Source organism: Brevundimonas sp. (assembly GCF_035627055.1).
GTDB lineage: Bacteria > Pseudomonadota > Alphaproteobacteria > Caulobacterales > Caulobacteraceae > Brevundimonas.
Window position 1 is genome coordinate 1 of sequence record NZ_DASPMM010000016.1, and the last position, 18,689, is coordinate 18,689.

The following is an 18,689-nucleotide window of genomic DNA, read 5'->3' on the forward strand; positions in this document are numbered from 1 at the left end:
AGGCCGCGCGGCCCGGAGCCGCGGGTCAGCGTCAGCCGCAGCGACGCGGCCGCCAGCCCGTGCGCCTCCAGCAGCGCCGCCATGGCCGCGGCGATGGCGCCGTCGTCCAGCGGCACGGCCAAGTCCAGCAGCGCCGCACCGGCCCGCAGCCGCGCCAGATGGCGCTCCAGGCGGCACGGCGCCCCCGCCTCCACGCGCAGCGTCTCGAACACGCCGTCGCCCAGCAGCAGGCCGCGGTCGGTGGGGGCGATGCGCGCGGCGCCCTCGTCCACCAGGGCGCCGTTCAGCCAGACCACGCTCATTCGCCATACCCTCCCAGCACGGCCAGCAGCGGCCGGATCTTGACCAGCATCTCTTCCCACTCCGCCGCCGGGTCGGAATCGGCGACGATGCCGCCGCCGGCCTGGGCGACCACCGCGTCCGGCGTCAGCGACAGCGTGCGGATGACGATGCTGCTGTCCATGGCGCCGTCGAAGCCGATCCACACCACGCTGCCGCAATAGGCGCCGCGGCGCGACTCCTCCATCTCGTCGATGATCTCCATGGCGCGCACCTTGGGCGCCCCGGTGACCGAACCGCCGGGGAAGGCGGCGCGCAGCAGATCCACCGGCCCCACCCCCGGCCGCAGCCGCGCCGTCACCGCCGACACCAGGTGGTGGACGGAGGCGAAGCTCTCCAGCCCGGCCAACTCGGGCACCCGCACCGAGCCCACGGCGGACACCCGCGCCAGGTCGTTGCGCATCAGGTCGACGATCATCAGGTTCTCGGCCCGGTCCTTGGCGCTGGCCTGGAGTTCGGCGGCGAGGGCGGCGTCGCGGGCGGGATCCGGATGGCGCGGCCGGGTGCCCTTGATGGGACGGGTCTCGATGCGGCCGCCGGCGGGATCGAAGGTGAGGAACAGCTCGGGCGAGTTGGAGACCAGGGCGCGGTCGCCGAGCCGCCAGAAGGCGCCGTAGGCGGCGGCGCGGCCGGCCAGGCGCAGCATGATGTCGAAGGGATCGGCGCCGGGGTTGAGGACGCCGGACCAGGCGCGGGCGATATTGGCCTGGAACAGCTCGCCGGCGGCGATGCGGGCGACGACGTCGGCGACGGCGGCGAGATAGGCTTCGGGCGCCGCTTCGGGGCGCATCTCCGGCGCGGGCGGCGGCGGCGCGCCAGGGTCGGCGGCCTGGACCAGCCAGGCCTCGGCGCGGTCGGCGGCCGTGGCCGCGGCGGCGGCGTCCGGGCCGCGGCCGGCGACGGTGACGGTCCGCGCCGCGTGGTCGAAGGCCAGCATGGCGGGGTAGCGGGCCAGCATCAGGTCGGGCCAGACCGGCGGGCGCGGCCCGGTGGCGGGCCGGGCCCCGGCGTCGTAGGCGTAGAGGCCCACCACGCCCCGCGACAGGGCCGGGTCGCGGAGCTGGTCGAGCCCCCCCTCCCCGCCGGTCCAGTCCGGCTCGGCGGCGACGAAGGACCAGCGGCCCAGCGGCCCGCCGTCGGAGAGCAGGGCCAGGGCGCCGTCCCGGTGACGCAGGCCGGCCGCGGCGGCGAGGGGATCGCGCCACGGCCTGACCCGGGACTCGGTGGCCTGGAAGGGCTGGAGGCGGCCGCTCATGCCGCCTCTCTAGCCCACGGGCGCGGCGCTTCCCACCGCCCGCGTCAGCCTCCCGCGCCGCCCCCGTCGCCCGCTTGGCCGACCAGGCCCTGCATGGCGTCGAGATAGGCGACGAAGGCGCGCCGGCCCTCGGGCGTCATCGCAGCCTCGGTCAGGGGCTTGCGGCCCTCGAACCGCTTGGTCACGGCGACGAAGCCGGCGTCCTCGAGCTTCCTCAGATGGACCGAGAGGTTGCCGTCGGTGGTCTGGAGCCGGGCCTTGAGGGTGTTGAAGTCGGCGCTCTCGACCCCGGAGAGCACGGCCATGATGCCGAGCCGGACGCGGCCGTGGATGACCTCGTCGAGGCGGTTGATGTCGAAATCGTCCGCCACGCTCAGCCCCTCGCCGCCCGCATCAGCAGGAAGCCCGGCAGGCCCATCAGCAGGAACAGGGCCCCCGCATAGGCCAGGTACTGGTCGGGCGAGCCGGTCAGGGCGGCGATCAGCGGGGCGGCGGCGAAGGAGGCGATGGCCAGCCCCCACAGGGCCTTCGAGCGCTGCATGGCGGCCGTGACCGCCCAGCCGCTGCCGTAGAAGACCATGATCATCGACGGCATCAGGGCGAACAGCACCGTGGCCTCCTCCTCGCCCGTCTTCCACACCAGCACGGCCATGGACGCCGACAGGGCGAAGATGCCCCAGCCGACCGAGGCCCAGGCCGTGCCCGAGGCGCGATTGGCCGCCGTCTCGACCCCGCCGGCCCGCTTGATGGCGCGGATGGCCAGGATCAGCAGGGCGAAGAACAGCACCGTCGCGCCCAGCCAGACGTAGTTGAGGGCGGAATAGTCCAGCCCTGTCAGCCCGCGCACGATGGCCCAGTGCGCCACGCTGGCGGCGCCGTAGATCAGGCCGGCGCCGAACAGGATGGAGGCGCCCTGCATCGGCGCGCGATGGCCCTCCTCGGCGAGGCGGCGCATCCAGGCGATGTCGGCGGCGGGGTCTTCGACTTTCTCGGTCATCATCGGCGGGGGTCCCTGTCAGGAGCGGCCGGGGCGGCCGCGTTCAACGTGCCCCGATCATGCACCAAGCACTTTGTGTTGTAAAGTGCATTGCTCGAGAGGTGGGAAAGCGGGCGCGGGAGGGGCTGCGCCTGCACTGAAAAACGCGTCCGTAGCGTCCGTAGAGTGCACAGAGTGCGTAGAGTGCACAGAGTGCACTGAGTGCGTAGAGGTCGCAGAGTGCGGGGAGTGGAAGCGGTTCAATCTCGACACCTGGACCTTCACGCGATGTGACGGGCGACATTATGCGCCGGCCGGTTCCCTGGGCGGGAAGATCGGCTCGGGAATCCGCCATCTGCCTGAAAAGGCGGAAGATCGTCCGCTGAATCCGACTATGAATCCCCGGATCGTCAGCACAGCGTCACGGGGTCTGGTCACCTCCCCCTTCGCCGCTTGCGAAGGGGAGGCGACGTCGGCGCGACATCAGGCGCGGGGGGCCAGACGGGGGCCGGCGAGCAGGCCGAACAGGAAGCCGCCGAGGTGGGCCTCCCACGCCAGGCCGCCGACGCCGCCGCTGAGGCGGACGAGGACGAACAGGATCACGAACAGGACGACGTTCATCTTGAGGAAGGCCACGACCTGTTGGCGCACGGGCCGCGAGGTCAGGGCCGCGACGCCGCCTTCGGGGGGCAGGCGGGCGGCCACGCCCCACAGGCCGCACAGCGCCCCCGAGGCGCCGACCATGGGCACGACGCCGAAGGGATGCAGGGCCAGGTAGAGGGCCGCGCCGCACAGGCCGGAGGCGAGGAACAGGAGACCGTAGCGGCCCCAGCCGGCGGGCCGGGGGCCGCCGAGCCGGTTCAGCGCCGGCGGCGTCAGCGCCAGCACCCCGCCGATGTTCATCCAGACGTGGGCGAGGTTGGCGTGGACCAGCATGTGGCTCAGGGGCGTGTGCCACCGCCCCTCCGCCAGGGCCTGGGCCGACAGCCCCCAGGCCCCGGGCCCGCCGACGAACCACTGGCCGGCGAAGACGAGGCCCAGCAGCACGGCCGGTCCGATCCCGGCCGCGGCGCCGGGGCCGTACTCGTCGCGCCAGCTCGCGGGGGAGAAGAGCGAGGCCCGGTCGGCCCCGCCGTCGGTGGCGCGGCTCAGGGCCGAGGGCCGGAAGGGCTCAAGCGGGTCATCCATCAGGGGAGTGTGCCGGGCGCATGGCCGAAGGGGCAAGGGGCCCCGGACCCGGCCGGATCGCCGAAGGAGGACGCTGGCCCGGAGGGCGCGTCGGGGGTTAGGCTTCCCTCCAACAGGAGCCCCGCCCATGCCCGCCACCGGCCACTATCTCGCGGTCTTCACCTCGAACAAGACCAGCCCGAAATGGCGGGCCTGGTACGCGATGACGAAGGCGGAACAGGACGCCGTCGACGCGATCGGCGTCCCGGCGGTCAAGGCGTGGGACGAGGCGCACCGGGACGTCATCGTCTACCAGGGCGGGCCGCTGGGGCCGACCAAGCGGGCGACGGAGGACGGGGTCACCGACGTCGTCAACGAACTGACGGTGTTCATGGTGGTGCGGGCGGAGTCGCACGAGGCGGCGGCGCAGCTGTTCGTGGGGCATCCGCACTGCACGATCTTTCCGTGCGACGCGGTGGAGGTGATGCCGCTGCTGGGGGCGTAGGGCGGCGCAGGAACCTAGACACGGTTTAGGTTCGGCCTATGGTGCGATTCATGGCTGAGTTTCTTGTCCCCGACGAAAAGGCCTTCGCCTGGGCGAAGCGCAAAAAGACCACGCCACGCGCGCTGGAGGCACGGTTCGACAAGCGCACGCGCCGCATCAAGCTGCGGCTCGACACCGGCCTGGACGTGATGTTCGATCCGCGCGACGCCCATGGGCTGGAAGCGGCGCGGGAGGAGGATTTCGCCGGCGCGGTCATCGAGGGCGGCGGCACGGTGCTGCATCTGCCCCGGCTGGACGCCGATTTCTCGGTGGCGCGGCTGCTGGAAGGCTTTCTGGGGCCGATGGACTGGACCCGGGCAGAGGCGCGCGCGGCGGCGTCGCGAAGAAACGGGATGAAGGGCGGGCGGCCGCGGAAGGTCGCGGCGGCTTAGGGGGCGCGCCTTCTCCCCTCGAGGGAGAAGGTGGCCCGGAGGGCCGGATGAGGGGGCTGTTCGACGCGGGATGGCTGCCGGACGATCAGCGGCGAACCGGACGCATGGGTGTCCCACCCCTCATCCGAGCGGCTTCGCCGCCCACCCCTCGTCAGGTCGCATGCGACCTTCCTCGACCCGCAAGGGGAGAAGGAACGGATAGCGGGGAGGCGGCGAAGCCGCCTCCGGACGATCGACCCTCACCCTTGAGCGCCAGGACGACGGCTGCGCCGCCGTGCTCTCAAGCCCTCTCCCGATGGGAGAGGGGACGGCCGTTGCTGTGTCTGAGGCTTAGCGGCTAGCGTTCGGAGACCGCTAATTTTGGCTCGGGGTACAATGTCCATTTTTGATGATGTCGTTCGCGCTCACGACGAGGGTGCACGACAAGACGAAGGGCATTTCGAGTACTTGAACCGGTCAGGCAGGCCAGCGCTCGCAGCAGTACGAGCATGGATCGATGGTGCGCTGTCGAGATATCCAACAACGGAGCTGAATTCGCTCGTCGGGAAGATCAAGTCCGGGGACGAAGTTGCTCACCGAAGTGGATTGTTTGAGCTGTTGCTCCATGAGGCGCTGCTAGCTTCGGGCTCAATCATCGAAGCAGTGGAGCCGGCGCTCCGGCATACCGACAAATCGCCGGATTTCCTTGTCCGCACTCCCAACGGAGAGCGATTCTATCTAGAGGCCACATTGGCCACGGGTCTAAGTGACGCTGATCGGCGTGCAAGAAAGCGTTTGAATACAGCAATCGAGGCGGTGAATAGCGTTCGATCGCAGGACTACGTTCTTGACGCTACCTTTCATGGAACCCCAGCTCACCCCATCCGACTCCGCCAACTGCGCGAGAGGATCGAACGGTGGCTGCAAACGCTCGACTACAACACCGTTACAGAGACTTGGCAGAGTCAGATCGGGACCCCTGCACCTTTTCGGCACCAAGAGTCTGACTTTACTGTAGAGCTACGCCCGATACCACGTCCGAACCGTCAAGCGCCGCCGGGGAGGGCCATCGCTATCCAAGGTGGGGAAGCTTGGAGCAGAACGGTCGGCTCAGCACTTCGGCAAGCCATCGAAGGCAAGGTGAACCGATACGGTGAGTTGGACCTTCCATTTGTCGTGGCGGTCAATGGGACCGATCACAATGCTGAGGAGCATGATGTGTTTGCCGCCCTTCTGGGGCAGGAGGTGGTCCGAATTCCATATGGTCCGCGAGGGCTCCGACAAGACGACGCGTACTGGGATCGTGACGGAGACGGGGTTTGGGTGAGGCCGGATGGTACTACACGCCGACAGGGACTTGCAGGTGTGTTGGCGTTCAACGACCTCGGCATTTGGTCTGCTCCCAAGCGAAGAGGCCTATACGTTCCAAATCCATGGGCCCGGCAGCCGCTAGGTGCGTTTCCGCTCGCCGTCGACCGAATGGAGGTGGAGGGCGAAGAGCTTCGAAAGGTTCAAGGCGTGTCGTTCGGAGCAATCTTGGGGTTGCCTGATGATTGGCTGGAAGATCTCGATTGAGCAGCGTTCACTGTTTAATTCGAGAAATTTGCACGCATCCGAAATGATACTGGGATGTTGCCGGCGAGCATCCCTGGGCTGTACACAGTGGTGGGACCGTCTGCCCGATCCTCCAAGAAACTTCGCTCTTGGGCGGAAATCATCGCTGCGGCGAATGACTGTCTAAACGTGGCGTAGGCAAAAGACTTTGATTTGTCGGCAACGGCCTTGATCTCATACAAGAACTCATTGGCAGCCGACTTGCGGCCTTGGCTTAACGTCTTTGGCGAATCCAAGAAAGCGAACTGGGGCAAGTCGCCCGCTATGGCGTCCACATTTGAATAGAGGCGAACTGCCACTCCGCCGTCGGGGCCAATGATTTGACCCGTGTGATCATAATGCAGAGCTAGCGCAAGCCGAACCGCGAATGCCTCCATATGGCTGGACACGATTGGGCCAGAGAGGCACATGATCCCTATGTCCGACGGCAGGTTCAGATCGCGGATTGTCCGTCGTTCGGCAGCCTTCGCCGGCTGCATCTCCTCCAAAATTCCCGGCAGCTTTCGGTTCGCTATCCCCAGCAGTGAGTTGAAGTGGCCGAGCTCCTCCGACGTCGTCGAGTCAGGCCAGCACCTGCCCACAATAGCGACGACGAGGTCGGAAAGGCGCGCACCATGATTGCATGGGGCACAGCTTGGAAACTCAAGCCCTTTTGGGCGCTGCCCCAGAGGGAAAAAGCTCGTTGGCGGGATGTGATCGACAGTCGAAGCTCGGGTAACCCCTCCGCAGTAAATGCAATGGGGCTGTGCCTCAAATATCCGTCTGTGCCTCTTTCCCCTTGTCTGTGCCTCTCCCACTCAATGCACCCGCGCCTTCCCGATCTCCAGCCCGCCCTCGCCGGCTGACACCCCGATCACCGACCCGTCCTCGATCTCCCCCGCCAGAAGCTTCCGCGCGATCGGGTCGACAAGCTCCTTCTGGATGACGCGCTTGAGCGGCCGCGCGCCGTAGACCGGGTCGTAGCCCTTGTCGGCGAGCCAGGCGGCGGCGGTGTCGTCCAGCGCCAGGGTCAGCCGCCGGTCGGCCAGCAGCTTCTCGAACCGCGCCAGCTGGATGCGGACGATGCCGGCCATCTGGCCTCGGCCGAGGCGGCGGAAGAGGATGATCTCGTCGATGCGGTTGAGGAATTCGGGGCGGAAGTGGGCGCGGACCTGCTCCATGACGTAGGGACGGACCGTCTCGACGTCGTCGCCTTCGCCCTGGCCGGCGAGGGCCTCGGAGCCGAGGTTGCTGGTCATGATGATCAGGGTGTTGCGGAAGTCGACGACCCGGCCCTGGCCGTCGGTCAGGCGGCCGTCGTCCAGCACCTGCAGCAGGACGTTGAAGACGTCGGGGTGGGCCTTTTCGACCTCGTCGAACAGCACGACCTGATAGGGGCGGCGGCGCACGGCCTCGGTCAGGGCGCCGCCCTCGTCGTAGCCGACGTAGCCGGGGGGGGCGCCGATCAGGCGGGAGACGCTGTGCTTCTCCATGTACTCCGACATGTCCATGCGGGTGATGGCGGCCTCGTCGTCGAACAGGAATTCGGCCAGGGCCTTGGTCAGCTCGGTCTTGCCGACGCCGGTCGGGCCGAGGAAGAGGAAGCTGCCCAGCGGGCGGTTGGGGTCGTTGAGGCCGGCGCGGGCGCGGCGCACGGCGTCGGCGACGGCGGCGAGGGCCTCGTCCTGGCCGACCACGCGGCGGGCCAGGGCGGCCTCCATGGAGAGCAGCTTCTCGCGCTCGCCCTCCAGCATCTTGTCGACCGGGACGCCGGTCCAGCGCGAGACGACCTGGGCGATCTGTTCGGCGTCGACGACCTCGGGGGTCAGGGGGCCGGACTTGTCGGCCTCGTTGGCCTCGGCTTCGGCGAGCTGTTTCTCGATGCCGGGGATCTGGCCGTAGGCGATCTCGGAGGCGCGGGCGAGGTCGCCGGCGCGCTGGGCGGCGGCCAGTTCGGCGCGCAGGCGGTCGAGGGTTTCGCGCAGCTGGGCGCCGGCGCCGACCTTTTCCTTCTCGGCCTTCCAGCGGGCGGTCAGGTCTTCAGACTGGGCGTCGAGGTCGGCGATCTCGTCCTCGAGCTTTTCGAGGCGGGCGACCGAGGCCTTGTCGGTCTCCTTCTTCAGGGCCTCGCGCTCGATCTTGAGCTGGACGGCGCGGCGGTCGATCTCGTCGAGCGCCTCGGGCTTGGAGTCGACGGCCATGCGCACCCGGCTGGCGGCCTCGTCGATCAGGTCGATGGCCTTGTCGGGCAGGAAGCGGTCGGTGATGTAGCGGTTCGACAGGGTGGCGGCGGCGACGATGGCGCCGTCGGCGATGCGCACGCCGTGGTGGACCTCGTACTTCTCCTTGAGGCCGCGCAGGATCGAGACGGTGTCCTCGACCGAGGGCTCCTCCACGAACACCGGCTGGAAGCGGCGGGCGAGGGCGGCGTCCTTCTCGACGTGCTTGCGGTACTCGTCGAGGGTGGTGGCGCCGACGCAGTGCAGCTCGCCGCGGGCCAGGGCCGGCTTGAGCAGATTGGAGGCGTCCATGGCCCCGTCGCCCTTGCCGGCCCCGACGAGGGTGTGCATCTCGTCGATGAACAGGATGATCTGGCCCTCGGCGGCCGAGACCTCGTTGAGGACGGCCTTGAGCCGTTCCTCGAACTCGCCGCGGTATTTGGCGCCGGCGATGAGGCTGCCCATGTCGAGGGCCATGACCTTCTTGTCCTTGAGGCTCTCGGGCACGTCGCCGTTGACGATGCGCAGGGCCAGGCCCTCGACGATGGCGGTCTTGCCGACGCCGGGCTCGCCGATCAGGACGGGGTTGTTCTTGGTGCGGCGGGCGAGGACCTGGATGGTGCGGCGGATCTCCTCGTCGCGGCCGATGACCGGGTCGATCTTGCCGTCGCGGGCGGCCAGGGTCAGGTCGCGGGCGTAGCGCTTCAGAGCGTCATAGGCGTCCTCGGCCCCGGCGCTGTCGGCGGTCTTGCCCTTGCGGATTTCGGCGATGGCCTCGTCGAGTTTTTCCGGCGTGGCGCCGACGGAGGCGAGCACGGTGGCGGCGACCCCGCCCTCGCGGGCGATGGCGCTGAGCAGGCGTTCGGTGGTGACGAAGGCGTCGCCGGCCTTTTTCGAGGCCTGTTCGGCGGCGGCGAAGACGCGCGCAGTGTCGCCGTCGAGATAGAGCTGGCCCGAGCCGCCGGAGACCTGCGCGCGCTTGGACAGGGCGGTTTCGGTGGCGGACTCGGCTTTTGCGGGATCGCCGCCGGCGGCGGTGATCAGGGTGCGGGCGAGGCCGTCGCGCTCCTCGAGCAACACCTTGAGCAGGTGTTCGGGGGCGAACTGCTGGTGCCGGCGGGCGAGGGCCAGCGACTGGGCCGACTGGACGGCCTGTTTGGCGCGGTCGGAATAGAGGTCGAGATTCATAGAGTCCCCTCGTGAGGCGGAGTCCGGGCCGCGCGCCCTCATCAAGCAAGCAACGCGCCGTCCGGTTGCGGATCAGGTGGGTGTGGCGGCCGGGGCACACAAGAGGCCGCGGGTCGGGCGTGGACAGGATCGGCGGGGGCGGGCTAGCGTCCCGGCCGGTTCAGTCGGGAGCGTCTCCATGTCCATCCGCCTCACGCGCCGCGCGGCGCTGGTTTCGTCGGTCGCCGCCGGGGTCGCCCTGCCCTCGCTGTCGCACGCCCAGACCGGTCCGGCGCCGGCGGGCGAGGCGCTGGCGGAGGCGGTCGACGCCTATGTCAGACGGTGCATGGCGGCCTTCCCGGACCAGCCGGCGCTGTCGGTTGCGGTAGTCAAGGACGGGGCGCCGGTGCTGACCCGGGGCTATGGCGTGCGGGTGCAGGGCGAGGCGGCGCCGGCGGACGAGCACACCCTGTTCGCCATCGCCTCGAACACCAAGAACGTCACCGCCGCGGCCCTGGCCATCATGGTCGACGAGGGCAAGGTGGAGTGGGACGAGCCGGTGAAGACCTACCTGCCCGGCTTCACCCTGTCGGACCCGGTGATCGGCGAGCGGATCACGGTGCGGGACACGATCAGCCACCGCGCCGGCTTCGGCCTCGGCGCCGGCGACCTGCTGTTCTGGCCCAACAGCGACCGCAGCCGCGCCGAGGTGCTGGCGGCCGTGCCGTTCGTGCCGATCGAGGACCAGTTCCGCGGGCAGTACCACTACAACAACCTGATGTTCGTGGTCGCCGGGGCGGTGCTGGAGGCGGTCTCGGGGATGCCGTGGGAGCGGTTCGTCCAGACCCGCATCCTCGACCGCGTCGGCATGACCGAGACCGTGCCGATGGCGAGCCTGGCCGATGCGGCCAGGTCGGCCCTGCCCCATGCGCGGGTCGGGCCGCCGCTGCGCTACCAGGGCGAGATGGTGCAGATCGCCGACTCCATCGCCGAGGTGTGGAACTGGGATTCGGCGGCGGCGGCGGGCGGCCTCTGCACCACCGCGACCGACTGGGCCAAGTGGATCGGCGTGCGGCTGGCCATGGGCGAGCTGCCGGACGGCACGCGGCTGTTCTCGGAAGCGACGGCGAAGGAGATGTGGCGCCCGAACGTCATCATCAGCGCCTCCGAGGGGCCGACGGCGGAGCTGCCGGGACGGGCCATCGCCTCGACCTACGCCATGGGCTTCCAGGTGCAGGACTATCGCGGCGAGCGGATGATCACCCATGGCGGCGGCTCGCCGGGCGGCATTTCCGCGACGGTGCTGATCCCCGGGCGAGACGCCGGCTTCTCGATCTTCTCCAACGCCGAGGAGAGCTTCCTGCTGCGGGCGCTGCGCTCGGGCATTTCCGACATCGTCATGGGCAAGACCGGCTTCGACTGGATCGCCGACAGCGTGCGGCTGCGCGACGAGGGCGACGCCAAATCGATCGCCGCGGCGGCCGAGATCGACGCCAAACAGGCCGCGGGGGCCCCGCCGTCCTTGCCCCCGCACGCCTATGCCGGCACGTGGCGGGACCCTTGGTATGGCGACATCGTCATCGAGACCCGGACCATCAGGCGTGAGGGGTCGACCTACACCACCCTGTGGCTGGACTTCACCCACACGCCCGCGCTGAAGGGGCCGCTGGAGGCCTACGACGGTGACACCTTCCGGACCCGATTCCCCGACAAGAGGGAGGAGGACACGTTCGTGACCTTCAAGATCGAGAACGGCGCGCCCGTGTCGGCGACGATGAAGGCGGTCTCGCCGGACGCGGACTTCAGCTACGACTTCCACGACCTGCGCCTGAGCAAGGTCTGAGCCGATGATCGGGATCGCGTTCGCCCTGTTGCTGACCGCCGCGCCGATGGCCGGGCCGCAGGAGGTCCCCGCCGTCTGCGAGCCGGCCATCGGGGTCGCGCCGGACTGGGCCGCCTGCGCGCAGGCCCTGCCTGAGGGATCGCCGCAGCAGCGGTTCGCGCGCGTCAACCAGGCGGCCGAGGCCTATCTGAACCGCGACTATGAGGCGGCCGAGCAGCTGTTCGACCAGGCCGGAGCGCTGGACCCGTTCTCGTCCGACGTCCTCTACGCCTTCCGCGCCGACACCCGCCAGCACGTCGGCCGCGACAAGGATGCGACCGCCGACGCACGGGCCGCGTGGCTGCTGCTGGCCGGAGCGCCGGAGGTGGAGGGGCCGGAGGCCGAGGCGACGGCCGAGACGGAGCGGCGCCGCTTCCTGTTGAGCCTGATCCTGCCGATCCTGAAGACCGGCCGCGATCCCGCTTTCGACGAGGCCTTCGCGGCCTTCCGCGCCCTGCCGGTCAAGGACGTCGACGGCTACGCCACCCTGGCCATGGTGCTGGAGCAGCTGGGCGATTTCGACGGGGCGCTGGCAGCCAGCCTGATGGCGGTGAAGGCGGAGCCGGCCAATTTCGGCTACCTGAACAACCACTGCTACATCCTCGTCCGGGCCGGTCGCGCCGCCGAGGGCCTGCCGTTCTGCGAAAAGGCGGTGCAGGGGGCGCCGGAGCTCGCGCCGCTGCAGCACAGCCTGGCCGCGGCCCTGGCCGGGGCGGGACGCTGCGCCGAGTCCGGGGCGGCTCTCGCCGAAGCCCGCCGGCTGGAGCCGGCGACGGTGCTGTACCAGCAGCCGCTGGCCTGCACGCCCGGCTGACCGGTCAGTCGGAAGCCGGTCCAAAACGGCTCCGGCCGCCGCCCGTGAGGACGACGACCGGACGAGGCCGAGAGATCGGTGGGACCTGCGGACCCGAGGGCCTGCGGTCAGGCCGCCGCCTTCCAGTTGGGCTGCAGCTCGACGTGGGTCGGGCAGGGAGCGACCGCGACCGGCTCGGCGCCGCACAGCTCGTTGGCGAAGCCGTGGTTGACGTCGCGGTGGTGGGCCTCGTCGGCGCGGACCACCAGCACCACGTCGCGCAGGGTCGCCCCGGCGGGCAGGTTCCAGTAGCGCAGGGCGATCTCGGGTGCGGGGACGTTCTCGCTGCGGCCCTCGTCGATCTCGGCGAGGTAGTGGGTGTAGCTGATCACCGCCTCCTCCTCGAAATAGCCGACCACGCGGTGGGCGGTCTTCGCGGACACCAGGTAGAGGCCGAAGAAGAACAGGTAGAAGACCCACTGCACGGCGATGACGACGAAGCGTTCGAACAGGGTCGGCTTGCACACCTCGATGAAGGTCATCAGGTGCATCCGCTCGTTCTCGGCCTCGTCCATCAGGGTGCGAATCCAGCCGTTGTCGTCCTTCATGCGGCGCAGCGCCTTCAGGTGGTTGAGCGTGGCGCCGACCATGCCGGGCACGGCGGCCACGGTCTCCAGCACCACGGCGCGGTGGCCGTAGCGCTTGGCGAAGAAGGTGTCGGCGAAGAAACGCAGCGCCTTGACGAAGCCCCAGGCGACGCGGTCGGACACGCCCTTGGGATTGTGATGGACGGAGAGATCGACGAGGGGAGCGGTCATGGCGGCTTCCGTGGACAGGTGAAGACAGGGGCCGGGGCCCGATGTCCCGCTGTCTACCGGTCGCCCCCGGCCGGCGAAATTCGGGGATTCCACCTACGGGATTCACCGGAGGCGAGGCCCCTCGGCCCGTCCCGTCCGCCGCGGGCTGGTCCGGCGGCCGCCCTACTGCGCCGGGCGCCGTCCAGCCTCGAGGATGGGCATGCCGGCCTCGGTGGGGATGTAGATGATCTCGCGGCCCGGCTTGCCGGCGGTCTCTTCCAGCATGTGGATATAGGACCAGCGGAGATAGTTGTCGGGGCCGCCCAGGGCCTCGGCCATGATGCGGTTGGCCTCGTTGGCGCCGCGGGCGCGGGCGATCTCGGCCTGGGCGGTGAGCGTGGCCGAGTCGAGGGCCGCCTGGGCCTCCAGCACCCGGATGCGGCGATCCTGCACGGCCTGTTCGTAGGCCGCCTTGCCCTGCATCTGCTTCGAATAGACGTTGTAGGTGGGCAGGCCGATGAGGACGAGAACGCCGACGATGACGATGGCGATGACCGCGCCGATGGTGATGCTGAAGCCGCGCATGTGAGCCCCCTGAAACACTGGCGGGACCGATCCCCGCCGGGTCCAGACTCGCGGTGGCCGGTCCCGGGGTCAAGGGCGGTCAGCGCACCAGTTCGAGGATCTCCAGCTTGGAATCGACCTTCGGCCACGGGAGCACGAGGCGCCAGCGGTCAGAGCCGATGCGCTCGAAGACGCCGATCTGGTCGCGGATGCGCTGCTCGCCGTAGCGGGGGAAGGTGGTCTCGTCCGCGCCCCAAGCCTGGGCCCCGATGAAGACGAGGCGGCGGTCGGTGTCGGGATAGAGCAGACCGCGCGTACGCTGCGAGCCGGTGGTCTTGGTCAGGATCAGGTCGCCGCCGGGCGTCAGCTCAATGGTGCAGCGGAAGAACGGATATTCGAGATAGCCCAGCCCGCCGGGCCTGTTGGAGCCCAGCTTGACCGTCCGGCAACGGTAGGCGCCGGGGGCGGGTCGGAGGCCGCCTGTCAGGCCGGCGTTGGGATCGACAAGCGGACCGAGCGCCTCGACCTGTTCCGCGAAGCCCGCATCCTCGGCCTCGGCGCGGGCGAGACGCCAGGCCTGATCCAGCCGCCCCAGGGCGGAGGCGTCGGCGGCCGAGGCGACCTCGCGCCAGTCGGCCGTCCCGCCCTGTTCGCCCGCGGCCGGCGGGACCGCATCCTGGGGAGGGGCGGGCTGGGGGGGAGCGCCGGGTTCAGCGGGGGCCGGCGGCGGCGTCTCGGCGGACTGGCGCCCGCAGGCGCCGGGCAGGAGCGCGACGGCGGCGGCGAGCAGGGCGGCGGCGAGGCGCATGCGGAGACTCCATTCGGCTGAGCCGTCCGAACGGCTGAGGCGGCGCGGGGTTCAGCGGCGGTCGTGCGGACGCGGGTCGAGCAGCAGGCCGGAGACGGTCGCCGCCAGCAGCCGGGGCGACAGCGGCAGGCGCGAAACCTTGCCGAGGACGTGGTCGCGGACCCAGGGCAGCAGGCGGCCGTCGGCCTGGTAGAAGGGGGTGAAGCCGAGGCTGAGCGCCTGATAGAGGCGCACGTGCCAGCGGCGGACGCGGGCGTAGGCGGACAGGGCGTCGTGAAGCTCGGAGCGGGTCGCGAGGGCGTCCGCAAGGCTCCACGCATCGAGCAGGCCCATGTTGACCCCCTGCCCCAGTTGCGGACTCGTCGAATGGGCCGCGTCGCCGATCACCGCCAGCCGGTCGGCGACGGGCCGGGCCAGGGTGTGGTGGCCGTAGCGGGCCAGGGTCAGCTGGTCCGGATCGGTCAGGGTTTCGAGCAGTCCGGCGGTCTCCGGCCACAGGGCGCGGACCTCGGCCTTCCACGGCTCGAGGCCGGCGGCGCGCCAGGCGGGGTGGTCGGCGGTCTTCAGGCTCCAGAAGAAGGTGGCCAGCCGGGCGGGAGATCCGGGCCGGGCCCCGACGGGCAGGACGCCGATCATCCTGGCCGCGCCGCTGTAGACCTGCTGCAGGGCCCGCGGGTCGAAGGGCGGGCCGGGCCAGGGCGTGGTCGCCCACAGGGCGCCGTAGGCCAGCGGGCGCGGTCGCGCCCCGAGGGCGGCGGCGATCGGCGATCGGGCCCCCGAGGCGTCGACGACCAGGTCGAAGGCGGGGGTGGAGACGCCGCGCGCGTCGGTCAGCCTGCCGGCGTCGGCGGCGACGATCTCGCGGCCCGTCTCGAACCGGACGCCGGCCTCGACGCAGGCGTTGTGCAGGACCTCGAACAGGGCGGCGCGATGGACGCCGAGGGCCGGGCGCGGCCGATGCAGATCGGCGTAGCGGACGTCCAGCACCACGCGGCCGCGGCGGGCCTCGCGGCCGAAGATGTGGTCGATCGGCTGGGCCATGGCCTCGACCCGCGGGATGAGGCCGAGATCGTCGAGGACGGCGAGGCCGGTGGGCTGGAGCATGAAGCCCGCGCCGACCGGGGCCGCCTGTTCGAAACGCTCGAAGACGACGACGTCGCGACCTTGGCGCGCGAGCATCAGGGCGGCCGCGAGACCCGAGGGACCGGCTCCGACGACGGCGACCTGGCCGATGTGAGGGCTCAGCCCGGGACCAGTTCGATGAGGTCGAGGTTGGACTCGGCCTGGGGCCACGGGATGGCCAGACGCCAGCGGCGTTCGCCGATGCGCTCGAGCACGGCGACGAGGTCGCGGGCGGGGCGCTGGCCATAGGAGTTGGCCGGCGGCTCGTCGGCGAGGGCGAGGGAGCCGAGCATCACCATGCGGCGGTCGTTCTCGGGGAACAGCAGGCCGGAGGGGCGCTGACTGCCGGTCAGCTTGGAGAATTTCAGGCCGTTGGGAGTCTGTTCGATGCGGCAGGCGAACCAGTCGTAGACGACGTAGCCGAGGCCCTCCTCGCCGCCCTGCGAGCCGAGCTTGACGGTGCGGCAGCGGTAGGCGCCGGGCGGCGGCTCGACCGAGGGGCGGGCGGCGTCCGGGTCGATCAGGTCGCCGGTCGAGGCGAGGTCGCCGGAGCCGCGCTGGCGGCGGGCCTGCTGGAGGGCGAGCGACCAGGCGGCGTCGAGGCGGCTGTAGCGGTCGCGGTCGCCGGCGGTGACGATGCCGCGCCAGTCGCGCAGCACGGGGCCGGCGCCGGGGCCCTCGGGAATTGGCGGCGGCGGCGGCGTGCCGGCGCAGGCGGAGATCGAGGCGGCGGCGAGGACGGCCAGGACCGAAGGCCGGATCAGGCGAAGCATGCGGCGCTCCCGTGGTTTCGCGGACCGGCCTCAGCCTGGGGCGTGAGAGGTCCGCGACCGTACGAGGCTCCTTGACCGGAGCGGGCCGGAGACGTCAAGCGCCCTCGCCCGCCGGGCGTGGTTTCGTCAGCCTTCGTCGGCCGGAGCCTCGGCCTTGCGGCGCGGGGCGCGGCGCTTGGGCGCGGGCGCCTCGGCCTCGCCGCCCTCAGGCGGACCCTCCGGCGCGGACGCGGCCGGCGCGGCCGAGCGGGTCAGGAAACCCGGCAGGGCGGTCGGGGCGTCATCGCCCGCGGCCGCCTCATCACGGCGCGGACGACGCTCGCGTTGCGGCCGTTCGGCGCGGGCGGGCGCGGGCTCGGCGTCGCGGCTTTCCGGGGCCGGGGCGGATTCGCCTTCGTCGCCGGACGCGGCGGCGGCTTGTTCGCCTTCGCCACGCTCGGTCTGGAAGCGCTGGTTGCGCTCCTGCTGGCGGCGTTCCCAGCGTTCGCGGCGGGTTTCGCGGCGGCCGCCCTCGCCGGCGGGGCCTTCGCCCTCGGCGCGGGGCTCGCGGGGTTCGCGCGGCTGGTCGTCGCGGTCGCGCCATTCGCGGCGCGGCTGTTCGGACTGGCGGTCGTTGGGCCGGTCGCGGTCGTAGGAGCGGTCGTTCTGGCGCTCGTCCTGCTCGCGCTGGCGGGCTTCGGCGGCGGCGACGCGGTCGGCCTCGGCCTTCTCGGCGGCCATGATGGCGGCGGCCTGGGCCCCGGTCTCGTCCTCGAAATCGATGTCGAAGCCCTGGCCGGCCAATTCGCGCTGGGCGATCTCGGACACGGGACGCGAGGGCTGCAGGGCGCGCAGGACGCGGAAATAGTGTTCGGCGTGCTGGGTGTAGTTCTCGGCCAGGACGCGATCGCCGGCGGCCGAGGCGTCGCGCGCCAGCTGCATGTAGCGTTCGTAGACGGTCTGGGCGTTGCCGCGGACCTTGATGTTCTCGGGCCCCTGCGAGTCCCAGGACCGGTTCGGGTTGGTGGCGTTGGCGTTGCCGCCCCCGCCGCCGCCGGGCTTCCTGTTGCGTCCGCGCTGACGCTTCATGCCCTTGAAATCTCTCATCGGACGCTACCGTGCTTTGTGAGGGGACGGGCGGGCCTGCGAGATGCAGCCTGTCGCCGTCCGTTTCGTCGTTCCGCTTCGCGCGAGGCCAATCCCCGCTGACGATGTGATCGGAAATCCGTCGCCGCCCCGTGGTCCGCCGGGCGACCGGCCCGACCGTCACTGCCCTGAGCGCGCGCGGATGGGCCTGAAGCGGTCCAAGTCGTGCGATTGGGTGGGAGACAGGCAAGACTTAGCGCGGGATGGCGCTGTTTCCAAGGGGTTTGTTCGACGCACCCCGCCGACCCCGGGCCGGGGGGTCTCACATCTTCGGAACCGGGTTGGTGCGCGGGTCGGGACCGTTGGTGACGACACGGTCGCGGTCGGACAGGTCCTTGACCACGATGACGTCAGCGAAGCCCGCGGCCTCGAACAGGGCCTTGACCTGCGGGCCCTGGTCCCAGCCGATCTCGACCGCGAACAGGCCGTCCGGCTTCAGGATGCGCCGGATCTCGGGGGCGAGTTCGCGATAGGCCTGCAGGCCGTCGGGGCCGCCGTCGAGGGCGAGGTGCGGATCGTGGTCGCGCACCTCGGGATCGAGGCCGGGGATGTCGCCGGAGGGGATGTAGGGCGGGTTGGAGACGACGACGTCGAAGCTGTGGTCGCCGAAGCCGGCGGCCCATTCGGTGCGCAGGAAGGTCGCCCGGTTGTCGAGCTCGAGGTTGGTGGCGTTTTCCTTCGCCACGGCCAGGGCCTCGAACGAGATGTCGGTGCCGACGCCGCGCGCGCCGAAGCGCTCGGCCAGGGTGGCCAGCAGGATGGCCCCGGAGCCGGTGCCCAGGTCGATCATCTCGAACGCCCGGTTGGGCGGATAGGCGAGCAGCACCACGTCGAGGATGGCCTCGGTGTCGGGGCGGGGACTGAGCACGTCGGGGGTGACGTTCAGCATGATCTTCCAGAAACCCTTCCTGCCGAGGATGCGCGACACCGGCTCGCGGCGCAGGCGGCGCTCGACGAAGCCGTCCAGCGCGCCCTGCTGGTCGGCGGTCACCACGCGATAGGGGTCGGTCAGGATGTCGGTGCGCGAACAGCCGGCGGCGACCTCGAGCAGCAGGCGGGCGTCGATCGAAGGGCTGTCGATGCGCCCGGCCTTGAGCCGCGCGGCGGCGGCCTTCCAGGCGGTGAGCAGGGTGGGGGCGGAAGCGGCGTCGGTCATGGCGACGGCTTGGCGCGGGACGCCGGCGATTTCAAGCC

18 protein-coding genes are annotated in these 18,689 nt (G+C 70.7%); 4 read left to right on the forward strand and 14 right to left on the reverse strand.

Annotated features, from left to right (window positions below; translation table 11 throughout):
- The 5 genes from VEA98_RS07695 to VEA98_RS07715 form a co-directional block, all read right to left on the reverse strand.
- Positions 1-302: aminotransferase class IV (locus tag VEA98_RS07695; RefSeq protein WP_324812574.1), on the reverse strand; the 302-nt coding region annotated here is incomplete at its 3' end.
- Positions 299-1,594, reverse strand: a complete 1,296-nt coding sequence (pabB, locus tag VEA98_RS07700; protein WP_324812577.1) for an aminodeoxychorismate synthase component I — start codon at positions 1,592-1,594, stop codon at positions 299-301. The genes VEA98_RS07695 and pabB, both read right to left, overlap by 4 nt.
- 44 nt (positions 1,595-1,638) lie before the next feature.
- Positions 1,639-1,965, reverse strand: a complete 327-nt coding sequence (locus VEA98_RS07705) for a transcriptional regulator (RefSeq protein ID WP_324812579.1) — start codon at positions 1,963-1,965, stop codon at positions 1,639-1,641.
- A 2-nt stretch (positions 1,966-1,967) separates the two neighbouring features.
- Positions 1,968-2,594, reverse strand: a complete 627-nt coding sequence (locus VEA98_RS07710; protein WP_324812581.1) for a hypothetical protein — start codon at positions 2,592-2,594, stop codon at positions 1,968-1,970.
- A 459-nt stretch (positions 2,595-3,053) separates the two neighbouring features.
- Complete coding sequence (locus VEA98_RS07715) at positions 3,054-3,758, reverse strand: rhomboid family intramembrane serine protease (RefSeq protein WP_324812583.1); 705 nt, start codon at positions 3,756-3,758, stop codon at positions 3,054-3,056.
- Between the two features lie 127 nt (positions 3,759-3,885).
- On the opposite strand from VEA98_RS07715, the gene VEA98_RS07720 reads away from it, so the two are divergent.
- Positions 3,886-4,242, forward strand: a complete 357-nt coding sequence (locus VEA98_RS07720) for a hypothetical protein (protein ID WP_324812586.1) — start codon at positions 3,886-3,888, stop codon at positions 4,240-4,242.
- 50 nt (positions 4,243-4,292) lie between these two features.
- Positions 4,293-4,673, forward strand: coding sequence for a DUF2442 domain-containing protein (locus VEA98_RS07725; RefSeq protein WP_324812589.1), 381 nt, complete (start codon positions 4,293-4,295; stop codon positions 4,671-4,673).
- 1,568 nt (positions 4,674-6,241) lie between these two features.
- On the opposite strand, the gene VEA98_RS07730 is transcribed toward VEA98_RS07725, so the two are convergent.
- Together VEA98_RS07730 and clpB are read right to left on the reverse strand one after the other, a co-directional pair.
- The gene (locus VEA98_RS07730) at positions 6,242-6,745 is read right to left on the reverse strand and encodes a hypothetical protein (RefSeq protein ID WP_324812591.1); all 504 of its coding nucleotides are present in this window, start codon (positions 6,743-6,745) and stop codon (positions 6,242-6,244) included.
- A 318-nt stretch (positions 6,746-7,063) separates the two neighbouring features.
- Entirely contained in the window at positions 7,064-9,652 is a 2,589-nt protein-coding gene (clpB, locus tag VEA98_RS07735) for an ATP-dependent chaperone ClpB (protein ID WP_324812594.1), read from the reverse strand.
- 178 nt (positions 9,653-9,830) lie between these two features.
- Here clpB and VEA98_RS07740 point away from each other — a divergent pair, with 178 nt between their 5' ends.
- Complete coding sequence (locus VEA98_RS07740) at positions 9,831-11,474, forward strand: serine hydrolase (RefSeq protein WP_324812597.1); 1,644 nt, start codon at positions 9,831-9,833, stop codon at positions 11,472-11,474.
- A 4-nt stretch (positions 11,475-11,478) separates the two neighbouring features.
- Positions 11,479-12,327, forward strand: a complete 849-nt coding sequence (locus VEA98_RS07745; protein ID WP_324812599.1) for a hypothetical protein — start codon at positions 11,479-11,481, stop codon at positions 12,325-12,327.
- 107 nt (positions 12,328-12,434) lie between these two features.
- Here VEA98_RS07745 and VEA98_RS07750 read toward each other — a convergent pair whose 3' ends face one another.
- From VEA98_RS07750 to prmC, 7 genes are all read right to left on the reverse strand, one after another.
- On the reverse strand, positions 12,435-13,124 hold the full coding sequence (locus VEA98_RS07750) for an alternative oxidase (RefSeq protein ID WP_324812602.1): 690 nt from the start codon (positions 13,122-13,124) through the stop codon (positions 12,435-12,437).
- 162 nt (positions 13,125-13,286) lie between these two features.
- Positions 13,287-13,688, reverse strand: a complete 402-nt coding sequence (locus VEA98_RS07755) for a hypothetical protein (RefSeq protein WP_324812605.1) — start codon at positions 13,686-13,688, stop codon at positions 13,287-13,289.
- Between the two features lie 79 nt (positions 13,689-13,767).
- Complete coding sequence (locus VEA98_RS07760) at positions 13,768-14,475, reverse strand: DUF4893 domain-containing protein (RefSeq protein WP_324812608.1); 708 nt, start codon at positions 14,473-14,475, stop codon at positions 13,768-13,770.
- Positions 14,476-14,526: 51 nt separating this feature from the next.
- Positions 14,527-15,768, reverse strand: coding sequence for an NAD(P)/FAD-dependent oxidoreductase (locus VEA98_RS07765; RefSeq protein WP_324812610.1), 1,242 nt, complete (start codon positions 15,766-15,768; stop codon positions 14,527-14,529).
- Positions 15,717-16,370, reverse strand: a complete 654-nt coding sequence (locus VEA98_RS07770; RefSeq protein WP_324812613.1) for a DUF4893 domain-containing protein — start codon at positions 16,368-16,370, stop codon at positions 15,717-15,719. The genes VEA98_RS07765 and VEA98_RS07770 overlap by 52 nt, the downstream gene beginning before the upstream one ends.
- 126 nt (positions 16,371-16,496) lie before the next feature.
- Positions 16,497-17,438 (reverse strand): DUF4167 domain-containing protein, encoded by a 942-nt coding sequence (locus VEA98_RS07775; protein WP_324812616.1) that lies wholly within the window; start codon positions 17,436-17,438, stop codon positions 16,497-16,499.
- Positions 17,439-17,757: 319 nt separating this feature from the next.
- Complete coding sequence (gene prmC / locus VEA98_RS07780; protein ID WP_324812618.1) at positions 17,758-18,651, reverse strand: peptide chain release factor N(5)-glutamine methyltransferase; 894 nt, start codon at positions 18,649-18,651, stop codon at positions 17,758-17,760.
- Between the last annotated feature and the right edge of the window lie 38 nt (positions 18,652-18,689).